The sequence below is a fragment of the Neorhizobium sp. IRS_2294 genome (assembly GCF_050500145.1).
In the GTDB taxonomy this organism is placed as follows: domain Bacteria; phylum Pseudomonadota; class Alphaproteobacteria; order Rhizobiales; family Rhizobiaceae; genus Neorhizobium; species Neorhizobium soli.
Genome location: NZ_CP191439.1, coordinates 2162138 through 2176315, shown reverse-complemented (window position 1 = coordinate 2176315; position 14178 = coordinate 2162138). Strand labels below are relative to the sequence as shown.

General features: G+C 60.9%; 12 protein-coding genes. 4 read left to right on the top strand and 8 right to left on the bottom strand.

Annotated elements, in window-relative coordinates:
* Positions 1 to 102 precede the first annotated feature (102 nt).
* The 3 genes from ettA (at position 103) to metF (ending at position 3808) form a co-directional block, all read left to right on the top strand.
* Positions 103 to 1752 carry an energy-dependent translational throttle protein EttA gene (gene ettA / locus ACQY1K_RS10525; RefSeq protein ID WP_062456108.1) on the top strand — a complete coding sequence of 550 codons (1650 nt, stop codon included), beginning with the start codon at positions 103 to 105 and terminating at the stop codon, positions 1750 to 1752.
* 150 nt (positions 1753 to 1902) lie between these two features.
* Positions 1903 to 2901, top strand: coding sequence for an ArsR/SmtB family transcription factor (locus ACQY1K_RS10520; protein WP_062581130.1), 999 nt, complete (start codon positions 1903 to 1905; stop codon positions 2899 to 2901).
* A gap of 10 nt (positions 2902 to 2911) precedes the next feature.
* The gene (metF, locus tag ACQY1K_RS10515) at positions 2912 to 3808 is read left to right on the top strand and encodes a methylenetetrahydrofolate reductase [NAD(P)H] (RefSeq protein ID WP_184653441.1); all 897 of its coding nucleotides are present in this window, start codon (positions 2912 to 2914) and stop codon (positions 3806 to 3808) included.
* A 412-nt stretch (positions 3809 to 4220) separates the two neighbouring features.
* Here metF and ACQY1K_RS10510 read toward each other — a convergent pair whose 3' ends face one another.
* From ACQY1K_RS10510 to ACQY1K_RS10490, 5 genes are all read right to left on the bottom strand, one after another.
* On the bottom strand, positions 4221 to 5135 hold the full coding sequence (locus ACQY1K_RS10510) for a DMT family transporter (RefSeq protein ID WP_174196505.1): 915 nt from the start codon (positions 5133 to 5135) through the stop codon (positions 4221 to 4223).
* Between the two features lie 89 nt (positions 5136 to 5224).
* A complete protein-coding gene (locus ACQY1K_RS10505) occupies positions 5225 to 6454 on the bottom strand; it encodes a lytic murein transglycosylase (RefSeq protein WP_430257305.1) in 1230 nt (409 codons plus the stop codon).
* A gap of 130 nt (positions 6455 to 6584) precedes the next feature.
* Positions 6585 to 7379 (bottom strand): glycoside hydrolase family 25 protein, encoded by a 795-nt coding sequence (locus ACQY1K_RS10500; RefSeq protein WP_113167058.1) that lies wholly within the window; start codon positions 7377 to 7379, stop codon positions 6585 to 6587.
* A 133-nt stretch (positions 7380 to 7512) separates the two neighbouring features.
* Complete coding sequence (locus ACQY1K_RS10495) at positions 7513 to 8196, bottom strand: class I SAM-dependent methyltransferase (RefSeq protein ID WP_430257304.1); 684 nt, start codon at positions 8194 to 8196, stop codon at positions 7513 to 7515.
* On the bottom strand, positions 8196 to 9455 hold the full coding sequence (locus ACQY1K_RS10490; RefSeq protein WP_430257303.1) for a DUF3419 family protein: 1260 nt from the start codon (positions 9453 to 9455) through the stop codon (positions 8196 to 8198). The genes ACQY1K_RS10495 and ACQY1K_RS10490 overlap by 1 nt, the downstream gene beginning before the upstream one ends.
* Positions 9456 to 9563: 108 nt before the next feature.
* On the opposite strand from ACQY1K_RS10490, the gene ACQY1K_RS10485 reads away from it, so the two are divergent.
* Complete coding sequence (locus ACQY1K_RS10485; protein WP_430257302.1) at positions 9564 to 10922, top strand: serine hydrolase domain-containing protein; 1359 nt, start codon at positions 9564 to 9566, stop codon at positions 10920 to 10922.
* Here ACQY1K_RS10485 and ACQY1K_RS10480 read toward each other — a convergent pair.
* From ACQY1K_RS10480 to ACQY1K_RS10470, 3 genes are all read right to left on the bottom strand, one after another.
* A complete protein-coding gene (locus tag ACQY1K_RS10480) occupies positions 10862 to 12004 on the bottom strand; it encodes a transglycosylase SLT domain-containing protein (protein ID WP_430257301.1) in 1143 nt (380 codons plus the stop codon). The two genes, ACQY1K_RS10485 and ACQY1K_RS10480, sit on opposite strands and share 61 nt — an antisense overlap.
* Before the next feature lie 112 nt (positions 12005 to 12116).
* Complete coding sequence (locus tag ACQY1K_RS10475; RefSeq protein ID WP_184653431.1) at positions 12117 to 12752, bottom strand: hypothetical protein; 636 nt, start codon at positions 12750 to 12752, stop codon at positions 12117 to 12119.
* A gap of 49 nt (positions 12753 to 12801) precedes the next feature.
* Positions 12802 to 14013, bottom strand: a complete 1212-nt coding sequence (locus tag ACQY1K_RS10470) for a pyrophosphate--fructose-6-phosphate 1-phosphotransferase (protein ID WP_062456140.1) — start codon at positions 14011 to 14013, stop codon at positions 12802 to 12804.
* Positions 14014 to 14178: the final 165 nt, after the last annotated feature.

Below are 14178 nucleotides of genomic sequence, written 5' to 3'. Positions count from 1 at the left end.
ATTCCGTTCGGAAAGCGCATGGTTTGCGCCTCGTATGCGTTGCTCCCAGGCCCGTCTTCGCCTACATAGCGGGCAAACAAATTCCCCGGAGCACATTTATCCATGGCACGTCAGTTCATCTATCACATGTCGGGGCTGAACAAGTCCTACGGCGCCAAGAAGATCCTCGAGAACGTCAACCTGTCCTTCTATCCGGATGCCAAGATCGGTATCCTCGGTCCGAACGGTGCGGGTAAGTCGACGGTTCTGCGCATCATCGCCGGACAGGACAAGGAGTTCACCGGTGAGGCCTGGCTCGCTGAAGGTGCGACCGTCGGCTATCTTGAGCAGGAACCGCATCTCGACCCGACAAAGACCGCTTTCGAGAACGTCATGGTCGGCGTCGCTGCCAAGACCGCGGTGCTTGAGCGCTACAACGAACTGATGATGAACTATTCTGACGAGACCGCCGACGAAGGCGCCAAGCTCCAGGACGTCATCGACGCACAGAACCTCTGGGATCTCGACAAGCAGGTCGAAATGGCAATGGAAGCCCTGCGCTGCCCGCCGAAGGATTCGGACGTCACGCTGCTTTCGGGTGGTGAACGTCGCCGTATCGCGCTCTGCCGCCTGCTTCTGTCGCAGCCGGACCTGCTGCTGCTCGACGAACCGACCAACCACCTTGACGCCGAGACCATCGCCTGGCTCGAAAAGCACCTGCGCGACTATCCCGGCGCCGTGATGATGATCACCCACGATCGCTACTTCCTCGACAACGTCACCGGCTGGATCCTCGAGCTCGACCGCGGCCGCGGGATTCCATACGAAGGCAACTACTCGGCTTACCTGCTGGCGAAGGCCAAGCGCATGCAGCAGGAGTCCCGCGAAGATGCCGGCCGCCAGAAGGCGATTTCGCGCGAACAGGAATGGATCGCCTCCAGCCCGAAGGCCCGTCAGGCCAAGTCGAAGGCCCGTATCAAGGCCTACGAACAGCTGGTCGATGCTGCCGACGGCATCCGTCCCGGCGATGCGCAGATCATCATCCCCGTGTCCGAGCGTCTCGGCCAGGTGGTGATCGAGATGGAAGGCATCAACAAGGGCTTTGAAGGCCGCACGCTGATCAACGACCTGTCGATCAAGCTGCCACCGGGCGGTATCGTCGGCATTATCGGCCCGAACGGCGCCGGCAAGACGACCCTGTTCAAGATGATCACCGGACAGGAAAAGCCGGATGCCGGTTCTGTCCGCATCGGTGAAACCGTGCATCTCGGCTATGTCGACCAGAGCCGCGATGCTCTCGACGGCAACAAGACGGTGTGGGAAGAAATCTCGGGCGGTGCCGAAGTCATCAAGCTCGGCAAGTTCGACATGAACTCCCGCGCCTATTGCGGCGCCTTCAACTTCAAGGGCGGCGATCAGCAGCAGAAGGTCGGCAACCTGTCGGGTGGTCAGCGTAACCGCGTCCACCTTGCCAAGATGCTGAAGGCCGGCGGCAACGTTCTGCTGCTCGACGAACCGACCAACGACCTTGATACGGAAACACTGGGCGCTCTCGAAAGCGCGCTCGAAGCGTTTGCCGGCTGCGCGATCATCATCAGCCATGATCGCATGTTCCTTGACCGGTTGGCGACGCATATCCTCGCGTTCGAAGGCGATGGCCATGTGGAATGGTTCGAAGGCAACTTCGAGGATTACGAAGAGGACAAGATCCGTCGTCTCGGCCCTGATGCTCTCAATCCCGGCAGCCAGGCCCACAAGCGCCTGACACGCTAACTGCGACAGACGCAGTTTGAAGCTTACAAAAACCCGGGGTCGTCCCCGGGTTTTTTTGTAGGAATGCAGGCTGAAATCCCGTTGCGTCTTGCATGACAATTTGAAATCACATAAACATATCTTTATATGTTGATTGTGAAGGCGTGTTGTATGGGGTTGGTCCTCGATGAACTGGTAGATGTGCTGAAGACGGCAGGGGAGCCCACACGGTTTCGTTTGCTGGTGCTTTTGGCCGCAGGCGATCTGACCGTCACGGATCTGACCGAGATTCTTGGCCAATCTCAGCCTCGGATCTCGCGTCATCTCAAGCTGTTGACCGAAGAAGCGCTGATCGAGCGATACCAGGAAGGCGCCTGGGCTTACTTTCGGCTGCGCCAGGAAGGGAACGGCGCTGCACTGGTCCAGACTTTGCTCGCCTCCGCTTCGCAGGATGATCCGGTGCTTGTGCGTGACCGCGAGCGTCTGACAACTGTGAAAAACCAGCGCTCGGCGAAGGCGCAGGAGTATTTCAGCCGCAACGCTTCGCAGTGGGACGAGCTTCGTCGTCTGCATGCCAGCGACGAGACGGTCGAAGAGGCGCTGCTGCGGCTGATCGGTCCTTCGCCGGTTGATTCGCTCCTCGATCTCGGCACGGGAACGGGCTGGATCCTGCAGTTGCTGGCAAGCCGCTATCGCCGCGCGATCGGTGTCGATGCCAGCCGCGACATGCTGTCTGTCGCCCGGTCCAATCTCGACGATGCAGGCATCGTCAAGGCATCGGTCCGGCACGGCGACATTCTCAATCCGCCTGTCGAAGGCCAGGATTTCGATCTCATCACCATTCACCAGGTGCTGCATTTCCTCGACCGGCCGGATCTTGCGATCGCCGAAGCCGCGCGCATGCTGCGGCCCGGCGGGCGATTGCTGATCGTCGATTTTGCGCCGCATGCGCTGGAGCATCTGCGTGACGAGCACGCGCATCTGCGCCTCGGTTTCTCCCATCAGGCGATGAACGAGTGGCTGAACAGAGTGGGCCTGGACGTCCAGAAGGTGATCGACCTCAGCCCGGGCCGCGAAGGCGCCCTCACAGTGACAGTGTGGCTTGCCGGCGACCGTCGCCTGCTGATGGCGAAAGCCGACACACCCGCTCTCGCCGAAACCGTTATCTAGGAGCCTGATCATGGATACACCCGCAGCCAAGGCCCCGTTCAAGCTCTCCTACGAGTTCTTTCCGCCGAAGTCCGATGAGATGCAGACGCAGCTCTGGGAAACGGTCGATGCGCTTGCAGCCTTCAAGCCGGAATTCGTCACGATGACCTATGGCGCCGGAGGCTCCACGCGCGAGCCGACGCTCGCAGCGGTTCAGCGTATGATCAACGATGCCAAACTCCAGACCGCTGCGCATCTGACCTGCGTCGATGCCGCGCGCGAGGAGGTCAAGTCTGTTGTCGAGGAGTACCGGGCAGCGGGCGTTCGTCGCATCGTCGCGCTGCGCGGAGATTCGAGCGCAGGCGTCGGCGCGGCCTATACGCCGCATCCGGACGGGTTCTCCGACACGGCCGATCTCGTTCGCATGCTGGTCGAGTATGGCGACATGGATATTTCCGTCTCTGCCTATCCGGAAATGCATCCGGAAAGCCCGAGCATGGCCGCCGATATCGATACGCTCAAGCGCAAGGCAGATGCAGGTGCCAACCGTGCCCTGACGCAGTTCTTCTTCGACAACGAAGTGTTCGAGCGCTATCTCGAGGCCGTTCATGCGGCGGGCATCACCATCCCGATCGTGCCCGGTATCATGCCGATCCAGAACCTGACTCAGCTGAAGCGTTTTGCGGGCCGCTGCGGCGCCACCGTTCCGGCGTTTCTCGATGCCCGCTTCGAAGGTCTGGACGACAAGCCTGATGATCGTGCCAAGGTGGCGGCCGATGTCGCGGCCGAGCAGATCGCAGACCTGATGCGCCGCGGTCACGATCACTTCCATCTCTACACGATGAACCGCGTCCCGCTGGTCTCAGGTGTGCTGGAACGGCTTGGCCGGCATCCTGACAAGAATGCAAACGTAGGTAACGCTGCGTAGTGCCGACAATGGAAAAAGCGCATGTCCCATGCGGGAACATGCGCTTTTGTAATGCTGCCGATTATCAAACGGTCAGTCCGAGGTATCACCGGTCACCGGTTGCATGCGTTGTTTTGGAATGCGTCTAGATGAATAACATCGAAGCGACGAACACAAACGCAATACCAACCACCAGGACATTGAGAGGGTAGGTTCTTCCCATGTCTGCCTCCTTGCGTTGACTGACAGAGTTTATGTCTGTTTCATGGCAAATGGAAAGAGGGAAACTGTGCTGCGGCGCATCAAGATGCGGCCGAAACCGACCGATCATTTTCCATCTTATTGATTTGACAACGGAAAGCCCCGTTAACGGAAGTTTTCAAATTGTTAAATATCGCGATCAGACGGTTAACAGTACCGTTTCCAGCGAGGACTACGTCGCTGTTGTGCGGGTGCGAAGGATTCGCCCATCCAGCAGAAGGAGCCCTGCACAGATGACCGCCATGCCGGCAATATCATTCCATTCCAGTCGTTCGCCGAGGAAGAATACTCCCAGAAGAATGGCGCTCGGAGGGATGAGCAGCGTGACGAGGGAAGCGTTGGTTGCGCCGGCCAGTGCCAGGACCCTGAAGAAGATCAGGTAGGCGAGCGCGGTCGAGAGTAACGCCAACGCTACGATAGCCATGACGACGTGAGGAGACGGTGCAGCAAGCGTCCAGGGTTGGTCCGCAACCAGCGAGACCGGCAGTATCATCAGGCTCGACGCCGTGAGCTGTCCCGTGGCCGTCACCGGGGCCGGTATGCCGCGGAAGCGTTTTCCGTAGGTGCCGGCGATACCATAGGAGATCGCGGCGCCGATCGGCAGGAGCAGCGCCCAGAGCGGTGCTGCCGTATCTGTAATCGTGCTCGGGCCGATCAGGATGCAGGTGCCGACAAGGCCTGCAGCGCATCCTGCGAGCTTTGCCCCGGTCAGCTTTTCGTCCGACGTCCACTGGTTGGCGATGATGACGGTCCAGATCGGCGTCGTCGCGTTGAGGATCGAGGCAAGGCCTGCGCCGATCTCCGTCTGGCCGAAGAAGATAAGCGTGTGCGGCAGAGCGTTGTTGAGGAAGCCCATGACGAGAAAGGCGCGCCAGTGGGTGGCAAGGATGGAGTAGGTTCCGTTGCGGCCGTGCAGGTAGATGTGGAGAGCGAGCGCTGCAAGACCGAGGCGCAGAAACACCAGCGTGAACGGCGGTACTTCCTGGACGGCGATGCGGGCGAAGAAGAACGAGCCGCCCCAGAGAAGGCCGAGCACGAACAGCAATGCCCAGGCAACGGGGGTCAGTCTGGCTGCGGCGGATGACATGGAATGCCTTTGTTGATGCTGCTCGAAGGTAAAACGGGCGGCGGTTATCCCGCCACCCGTTTTATGTCATGTGATGCAAGGTCTGCTACTTAGAGAGCAGACAGGAGCGCCTGGGTCGGCCAGCCGTCGGCCGGCATGCCGAGGCGTGCCTGTTCCTTCTGGACGGCAACGCGCGTGCCGGAGCCCAGAATGCCATCGATCTTGCCAACGTCATAGCCATGCGCCTGAAGCTTGGTCTGCAGTGCCTTCATGCCCGTATCGTCGAGACCCGGTTCCGGGTTGCCCTTCAGGTAAGGCGGGGCGCCGGAGAGGCGGGTGGCGAAATAGGCGGCAGACGTCGTGTAGATGAACGACTGGTTCCACTGCAGGTAGATGCCGAAGTTCGGATAGGTCAGGAACGCGGGTCCCTTGCGGCCCTGCGGCAGAACAAGCGCTGCCGGCAGGTTGCCGAAGGACGTGACGCCGTCGCGCGGCGTGACGCCATAAGAAAACCATTCGCTGGCCGGGATCTCGTTGCCGAGGCCGCTCTTTTCGAAGGGCAGGCTTTCCGGCAACGTCACTTCCTGGATCCAGGGCTGGCCGGGCGTGAAGCCCATGCTCTGAATGAATTTGGCCGCCGTCAGGATGGCGTCGGGACCGCTCGTCTTGACGTTGATGTGGCCGCTGTTGTCGCCGTCGACGCCGTGCGCGATGATGTCTTCCGGCAGCATCTGCACCTGGCCGATTTCGCCGGCCCAGGCGCCGGTGTTGGTGGCCGGGTCTAAATCGCCATGCTGAACCATCTCGATCAGCGCGATCAGCTGCGGCCGGAACAGGCCCGGACGGCGGCAGTCATGCGACAGCGTGACAAGTGCGTTGCGGGTGTTGAAATCGCCCTGAACGGCACCGAAATCGGTTTCCATCGCCCAGAATGCGGTGATGACTCCAGGCGCAACACCGAATTCGCTCTGGGCGCGGCCGAACACGTCCGAAAGCTGCTTCATCTTCTGACGACCGATATCGAGGCGGCCTTGGCTGACGGTGCGCTGCGAGAATTCGAGGAAAGTCTGGCGGAAGACGCCCTGCGCGCGGTCGCGCGACAGAACTTTCTGGTCGATCTCGGCGCCTCCAAATGCCTGATCCGCTGCGGCAGCGGTAGCGCCGGCCTTGATCGCGTCAGCCTTGACGCCTTCGAGGAAGGTCGCAAGATCGCCGCCGCAAGGTGCTGCCGGAATTGGCGGAGCGGTCGGCTGAGTGGCTGTCTGGGCAAGGGCGGTGGAAGAGAGGCAGGCGGCGAGAGCACAAGCCAAAGCTGCGCGGCGGACAAGTGTCGAAGACATCAGCGGTTTCCTAAAATCGATTTCTTCCGCGCGACATGGTCACTGGTGGACATGGGCGCAGACCCTCAGGTCGCGCCGGTTTTAGCGTAACGTCAGATACATTGCCAGAGAGCTTGTGCGGGTTAGCACATCAGTCGGCCGACGCAATAAACGTCTTCCACGCTTTGCTGTTTCCGGCAAAGACATTGATATCGGTTGCGCCTTTGACGCCCGGGACAACGCCGGTTGCCGTGTACTGCCAGAACGCCCACTTGCGGTCCGTATAGATCTTGGTCGGATGGGCGGCGACCGAGCGAACCCAGAAATGGTAGTTGGGGAAGGCGCCGACGAGGTTGTCGCGGTGGAAATCGACCGACGTGTAGATGATCGGGCGCTTCCCGTAGTGGGCCTCGATCCTGTCCATGAAGCGTTTCATGCTGGCGCGTACAGTCACCGGATCTGGCTTCAGCTTGCAGGTGGGCGAGGCGTGGTTCCATTCCATGTCCAGCACCGGCGGCAGCATGTTTGCTTCCTTGGGAACATTGGCGATGAACCAGTCTGCCTGATCTTCCGGTGTCGAGCAGAAGTAGTAGAAGTGATAGGCCGCGTGCGGAATGCCCGCATTGGCGGCGTTGCGCCAATGGGTGGTGAAGGCGGAATCGATGCGGTCCTTGCCCTCGGTGCCCTTGATGAAGACGAAGGCGACACCGGATTTCTTCACCGTCTGCCAGTCGATGTCGGTGCCGTTCCATTTCGACAGGTCGATGCCGTGAACCTCGTGGCGGCCCGGATGGTTGGCGCCGAAATCCTGCGGATCCGTGTCCTTGAACTTCATCTGCCGGACAGAGCCAGTATCGACCAGATCGTAGCTCGTGGACGTACAACCGGACATCAGAAGCGCGGCAGACAGGACGGCAGCAGAAAGAACGGTTGGAAGCCGGGGCATGAAGGTTCCGTGTTAGGGCAGAGACAAAGAGCCTTGTCCGCGATCGAGTGGGCAAGAGGGAGGCGTAGCGTCCCGTTTACCATAAGCTCGTAAAAATTCAGTTAGAAAGCAAGATCTGGAATACGCTGAGTGATTATCCCCGGCGGCGAAGGATCGCCCGCCAGGCATAGCCGCTACCGATCACCTCGAACATCATGTCGGCCTTTGCCGGGGCGAGACGCTTTTCCAGCGCCTGTTCGAGGGTGGCGCGCGGGGTCACATGAAAGCGGGCGAGCCAGGACTTAAGCGTAGATCCCATGACGTTCGGCAGGTTTTCCTGCTGTCCGAAGTCGATGATATGCAGCGACCCTTGAGGCGACAGCGCCGCAAGGGCGGCGTCGATCGCCTTCTCCCAGTCTGGGATCATCGACAGGGCATAGGAAATGAGGATCCGGTCGAAACCGTTGACGCCGAACTCCTCCGCCGTGAATGTCGTGGCATCTGCGACCTTCAGAATAGGCTTTATTCCTGTGCCGCGGAAATTCGCGTCTGCCGTCTGGAGCATCTGCGCGGAGATATCGAGGCCGTAGAGTTTCGCGTTCGGGAAAAGCTTGTGGGCGAGCAGCAGGTTACGGCCGGTTCCGCAGCCGACTTCCAGCACGCTTCCACCGACTGGCGGAGCAAGACCTGCGATCGTGCCATCGCGTCCCAAGAGATAGTATTTTCGGGTGAGGTCGTAGATATGCCGCTGGTAGCGGTACATCCGATCCATCCTGCCGGCATGGCCGATCTCTTCGCGATTGGCCGGTTCGAGGTTGCCTGCGTCGGTCTCTGCCATCAGTCGGCCTTCGCGTAGACATGGAAGCCGCCGTAGATGGCGGAGCGGTCCTGCAGGTTGAGGGCCTGCGAGCGCGCGTCGAGATAGGTCCAGCGGGCGGCAAGCGAGGGCGAGAGGCGCCCCTCGATGACGCTGCGCTCGGCGGCCGTCCGGAAGATCACCCGGGCGCCGACAGCGGCCGTCCGGTCGATCTCAGACCAGAGGTCGTTGATCTGCTGGTCGTTCATCCAGTCCTGCGCGTCCAGCAAGACGTAGCGATCGATTGAGCCTGCCGTCTTGCGCTTGAGGAGAGCCGTGAAACTCTCGTGGTGAACGGCGACCCGGTCTGTGGCGGCACGGATCGCCTTGTAGTTGCCTGCCTTGAGATAGGTGGGCAGCGTGCCTTCGTGGGCGGCGGGATAGCGGCGGACAAACGCCTGCCAGGCGAAATAATTGTCCTTCAGAGGAAAATGACAGGCGAGCTTTTCGAGACGCTCCCGCAGCACGGTCGCGATTGAGCCGTTATCGCTGCCGCCTGTCGCCATGCCGGCCAACTCGTCATATTGCTGCGGCGGAATGCCAAGTCCGAACAGCGAGCTCTTGTTCGAGGTAATCCAGCGGACAAGTTTTCTGTCGAACAGGGGCGCGATCTCTTCGTCGAAGAAGCGGCGCTGATCTCGGACCGATTTGGTCTGCGCCATCTTCGTCAGATCGACGCCATGCAGGCGCGCCAGAAGGTGTCCCGCGCCGATGAACCGGCCGAGAAGACCGGTGCGGTAGATGTTGCGGTCGAACACGGAGATGCGGCGACGGCCGGTGATAGACCGCTTCTGCCAGTAACTGCGGGTTGCGCGATCCAGATGCGACGCGATCAGTCTGTCGAAGGTGACGCTGTTCGATCGTGTACCCTGCGCCGAGAGAAACCTGACGACATCCATATGGCTCGGCAGATGACGGAATGCCGCGAGCTTCAGCCGATTCAGCGCGACATGGTGGGGGTTAAGATCCACGACATCGATGCTGCGCGGATTGCGGGAGAGGTAGGCCAGCATGTTGCAGCCACCGGAGCCGATGGTGACGATCGCATGCTCCGATGAGAGCTTCATTGCTTCCATGTCGACGTCTGGATCTTCCCAGATCTGCGGATAGACGAGACCGGAAAACAGGAGCCCGAACAGCCGTTCCGACAGCCCTTCGCGCGAAAATAGTTTGTGCTGGAGCAGCGCATCCTTGAGCTTCTGATTGCTGGTGAAACCGGTTTCCCTGACGACGTCGGCCATTGCGTCTCTCGCTGCGTGAATTATTTCGCGATCTGTAGAACGCAGGCCTAAACCCGGCATGCTACAGCTGGATGACGCGGGCTGTTGGTGAACAAGGACATTTGACATATGCGCCTGATGAAGCGGATCGTGACGGGAACTGCCGCGGCATTGGTACTTGGAATCGTCGGGGGACTGGCGTGGATCACCATTGCGCCGCCGCAACTGCTTCGGGTAGGAAGCGGCTATGCGGCCAAGATCGTGTGCTCCAATGTGTTTCTGGCCGGACGCGATCCGCAAGAGGTGCTGGCGAGCGACGTGCAGGCGCCGGGCAACCCGCTGCTCCTGATGATGCGGGTGACCGTTGACCGCGATGCCGGTCGGGTCGATGCCGGGCTGCTTGGCTTCATCGGAACCAATCAGGCAACCTACAGGCCTGGCCTCGGCTGCACCGTTTCGCCGGATGGTTCGGCGTTGCCGCAAGTCGCGCTGCCGCCGCGATCATCACCTTCCGTCGATGAAGCTCCGGCCTGGCCGGTGGGGCAGGGGGTCGAACGCGATCCGCGCGTGATGGCGGTTCTAGAGGATAAGGCACTGACCGGGCCTGGCATGCGGGCGGTGGTGGTCGTCAAAAACGGGCGCATCGTCGGCGAGGCTTATGGAGAGGGCTTCTCGAAGGACACGCCGTTGCTGGGATGGTCGATGACGAAAACCGTCAATGCGGCGCTGATCGGCACATTGATGAACAGCGGCCGGATGTCGCTCGGAGATCGTGATCTTCTGCCCGCGTGGAGCAACGACAAACGACGCGAAATCACGCTTGCCAACCTTCTCGCCATGGAAAGCGGGCTTGGTTTCAACGAGAATTACGGTGCCGTCGCCGATGTCACACGGATGCTCTACCTCGAACCCGACATGGCCGCCTTCACGGAAACGATCCCGCTCGAGGCCGATCCCGGTTCGCGTTTCAGTTACTCGTCGGGCTCCAGCGTATTGCTGTCGAGGATCTGGATGGACAGGATCGGTGATCGCGCGACGGCTCTTGGCTATCCATCCAGGGCCTTGTTCGATCCGCTCGGCATGACAAGTGCTGTCATGGAGCCCGATGCGGCAGGGACGTTCGCCGGCAGTTCCTACCTCTATGCGACCGGGCGCGACTGGGCGCGGTTCGGGCTGTTTCTGGCGCGCGACGGAGTGTGGAACGGGACGCGTCTGCTGCCGGACGGCTTCGTGCGGCTGATGCAGGAGCCGAATGCGCACTCGGGCGGACGGTTTTCGAAGATGCAGACGTGGCTACCAAAGCCAGACGACGTCGCTCTGCCTGAAGATACGTTCTATCTGCAGGGCCATGACGGGCAGACCATCGCTGTCATGCCGTCGGCGGATCTCGTGGTGGTGCGGCTTGGGCTGACGCCCCGGTCGCTGGGTTACGAACCGGGCTTGCTGTTCGGCGCCGTTGCAAAGGCGACCGGTGTCGTGGGGCTCTGATCGGCCTTCAGCACATGCAGCATGTCGCGGCGCTTGGCGTCGTAGTAGTAGCCGCGGGCATAGAGGCGGATGGCGTTGTCGTTCTTGTTGTCGGCAACGAGCCAGGCGCCGCGGAGATATCGGATCGCGTATTTGAGATTGGTCTCGGCGTCCAGCAGGCCTTCCGGCTTGCCCTGATAGCCCATCGACTTCGCGGTCGAGTACTTGATCTGCATCAGGCCCCAGTAGCCGTTCTTGTGATAGGCCTTGGGATTGTATTTGCTTTCGCGATGGACGACGCGGTGCACCAGCGATTCCGGCACGCCGTAGAGACCGGCATAGCGCTTGATGAGCTTCTTGAGGTCTGCAGGCGCGTTCGACGCGGTATCCGGCATCGGCTCGCCGGGAGCCGGCGGAAAGTCCTTGATATTGCCCATGGCCGAGACCGCAGCCACAGCGCGGGGAGCGGCTGCATAGGCAAGCGTGGAGCTTGCGGCAGCCGGCGTTGCAGCACCAGCAATAGCGCTCGATGTAAGCGTGGCTGGACGGGGTGTCGGCACGACCGATTGCAACGCCACCATATCCGGCGTCAGTTCTTCCTCGTCGAGCGCGATGGCCTGCGCTGCTGCCGGCTGGATCTGGCCGGACGCAACGGCGGTCGCGACCGGCGGCGACACGAGACGGCTCGACTTCTGGGTCATGACCGAACCGGCTGCGGGCTTGAGCGGCTGCGCCGAAGCAAGGCTCACGGGCTGGACTGCGGTTGCGATCGGCGGCGGCGTGAAGGCAACGATCGGCGCCATGGTCGGAGACGCCATGGCAGCATTCTGAGCCGATACGGTTTCTACGGTCGGAGGAACCGGAACGGCGATGCGACCGCTCTTGGCGATCTGTGCCATTGTCTGCCCGGGCGCCATTTGTTGAGATTCATCGGCGGCGGAAGAATTGTACTGGATGACGAGCTGACCGTCAGCTGACGTGGTCTGAGACGGCTGACCGGAAGCGACTTTTGTATCGCGCTCAACGCTGGAGCATCCAGCCAGAACGGAAGACATCGCAAGCGCCACAGCAGCTCTACGGCTGACGAATCTCACCACCGTCATCAGGTTGCTCTCATTTGAAATGGTTACCGTACCCGCCAAAAAGTCACCGATTGTGGATTTCCATTAACGTATAAGGCGGCGCCCGGCAAGTCGAAGGACGCTTTCTGTTTCCTCAAGCGGCGATTCGCCGAAAACCAGCCGTCACGGCACGCCTGGCGATGAATACCGTGCCGGGCTTGTTCAAGGCTGGATTGCGCCTCGAAAATCGCTTTGTGCCCCGCAGCGCAAGGCTGGGGATGAGTGCCTGTGCCAACGCACCGGCAGCGATGGAGGCGGGAAAAATCGCCGTCAGCACTTCGGCCTGGAGCGAGAGCGACAGCGAAGGGCGCAGAAACTGTGCAGTCAGCGCGGCAAGTATGATCGCGTATCTGGGGGTGCGAACGCAGCGAACGAAGACGTCTGCAAAGATCCGGTCAAACCGCCGCGTCGGCAGATTGTCATTGTCGGCGAGCGGCGCGCGGACCTGTGGGTCCTGGAAGCACCAGAGTACATAGACCATGGCGTAGGCGATGCCGACCCAGCCGATCGCGGTCATGGCCGATGGCGCGTAAAAACAGACAAGCAGTAGCGGCGCGAGGCCCGCGGTGAAGGCGAGACCCAGTCCCAAGGCCAATGCGGGGACCGTCACGACTGCGCTTAGACGGCCGCGCTGCTTGGAATAGAGCGCGACTGTCCTCGTCAGCGGGTTGGGAAGGATGACGAGGGCCACAGCGGTCGCGGCAAATGCGAACCATGTTTCGATCGTCATCACATTCCTCCGGAGCCCACGGCTCTCGTTTGTCGCTCAGCGCGACGCGTTATACGGTTTCGTAGGGCTGGCCGATATGGTCCATCACCTCGCCAAACCATTTTGCCGTCAGATCGAAATGTTTTCCACCCTTGATTCGGGGAAATTCGATGGTTCTCAGTTTTCCGCCCTGGTCTTCATCATGGCCGGTGACGCCGGACACCTTGTTGAGAGCGCTTTCGACCGCAAGATCGACCATGCCCTGGATGAGGCGAAGATCATCACCATTGGCCGGGGCCGAGCGGGCGAAATAGCCTGACTTCTGGACCATCGAGCGTTCGGCGCCGATCAGGCCCGCAAACTGGTTCTGGAACCAGCCGCCGACATTGATCGTGTCGAGCTTCACATGGCCGAACGCATCGCGCTTGACGGTGTCGCCGGCGGCTTCCCGTTCCGCGATGATCGTATTCATGCCGGCACCTTCCGAGACGAAGATCGTCACGGTGCCGCGTTCTTCCATCACGCGCTTCAGGCGTGCAGACTCTTGTTCGAGGTCGAACTCCAGTTCCGGCAAATAGAGGCCATCGATGCTTTTCAGCTCGGCGTTCATCATGAGGCCGTCGACATACTCGTTGCCGCGGCTCTGCTCGATATAGGCGCGCGCCGTTGCGGCCGTCAGCCAGCCGCAGTGGCGACCCATGACTTCGTGGATCACGAAAGTGCGGGGGGCGGCGGTCTGCTCGTTGCTGACATTGTCGAAGAAACGCGCGCCGACTTCGGCGGCCGTCCATGCGCCGAGCGACTGGCGGATTGGCACGACGTCGTTATCGACGGTCTTCGGAAGACCGACGACGGTGAGATCATAGCCATTTGCGCCGAGGTAGGCTGCGAGATCGGCTGCCGTCGTGTTGGTGTCGTCGCCGCCGATCGTGTGAAGGATCGTAACGCCGTCCTTGGCGAGTCGTTCGGCTGCGACCTGCAGTGGGTTGTCGCCTTCCTTGACGAGGCCACGCTTGACGCAATCGGCGGCGTTGGTGAGCTTGACGCGGCTGTTGCCGATCGGCGAGCCGCCGTAACGATGAAGGAGAGGAGCCTTTTCACGCATCTCGGATGTGATCGCGATGCTGTCGCCCAAGAGCACGCCCTGGTAGCCGGAGCGGTAGGCAATGATGTCCAGATCAGGGGCAACATCCGAGTAGCGCTCGATCAATCCGCCGACGGCAGACGAGAGGCAGGGCGCAAGGCCACCGGCGGTCAGCAGTGCGACTTTCTGTTTGGACATCGATCCTCCTTGATGCGCTCAGGGCGCAAGAAACTGACAAAACGGGATGAATGGATGCGACACCAGCCGGAGCCTGTAAAGTGAATTTCTCAAGAAAATTCCGTCGCTTCGAGGTTTTTCCTGTCCGTTCCCCGATCTAATCGTTTCAAAGAAATCACCAGCCTC

Coding starts and splice junctions, on each gene's coding strand:
- metF (WP_184653441.1), top strand. CDS start 2,912: ATGGATACACCCGCAGCCAAGGCCCCGTTCAAGCTCTCCTACGAGTTC.
- ACQY1K_RS10495 (WP_430257304.1), bottom strand. CDS start 8,196: ATGGCAGAGACCGACGCAGGCAACCTCGAACCGGCCAATCGCGAAGAG.
- ACQY1K_RS10510 (WP_174196505.1), bottom strand. CDS start 5,135: ATGTCATCCGCCGCAGCCAGACTGACCCCCGTTGCCTGGGCATTGCTG.
- ACQY1K_RS10490 (WP_430257303.1), bottom strand. CDS start 9,455: ATGGCCGACGTCGTCAGGGAAACCGGTTTCACCAGCAATCAGAAGCTC.
- ACQY1K_RS10520 (WP_062581130.1), top strand. CDS start 1,903: ATGGGGTTGGTCCTCGATGAACTGGTAGATGTGCTGAAGACGGCAGGG.
- ACQY1K_RS10470 (WP_062456140.1), bottom strand. CDS start 14,013: ATGTCCAAACAGAAAGTCGCACTGCTGACCGCCGGTGGCCTTGCGCCC.
- ACQY1K_RS10480 (WP_430257301.1), bottom strand. CDS start 12,004: ATGACGGTGGTGAGATTCGTCAGCCGTAGAGCTGCTGTGGCGCTTGCG.
- ACQY1K_RS10505 (WP_430257305.1), bottom strand. CDS start 6,454: ATGTCTTCGACACTTGTCCGCCGCGCAGCTTTGGCTTGTGCTCTCGCC.
- ACQY1K_RS10475 (WP_184653431.1), bottom strand. CDS start 12,752: ATGACGATCGAAACATGGTTCGCATTTGCCGCGACCGCTGTGGCCCTC.
- ettA (WP_062456108.1), top strand. CDS start 103: ATGGCACGTCAGTTCATCTATCACATGTCGGGGCTGAACAAGTCCTAC.
- ACQY1K_RS10485 (WP_430257302.1), top strand. CDS start 9,564: ATGCGCCTGATGAAGCGGATCGTGACGGGAACTGCCGCGGCATTGGTA.
- ACQY1K_RS10500 (WP_113167058.1), bottom strand. CDS start 7,379: ATGCCCCGGCTTCCAACCGTTCTTTCTGCTGCCGTCCTGTCTGCCGCG.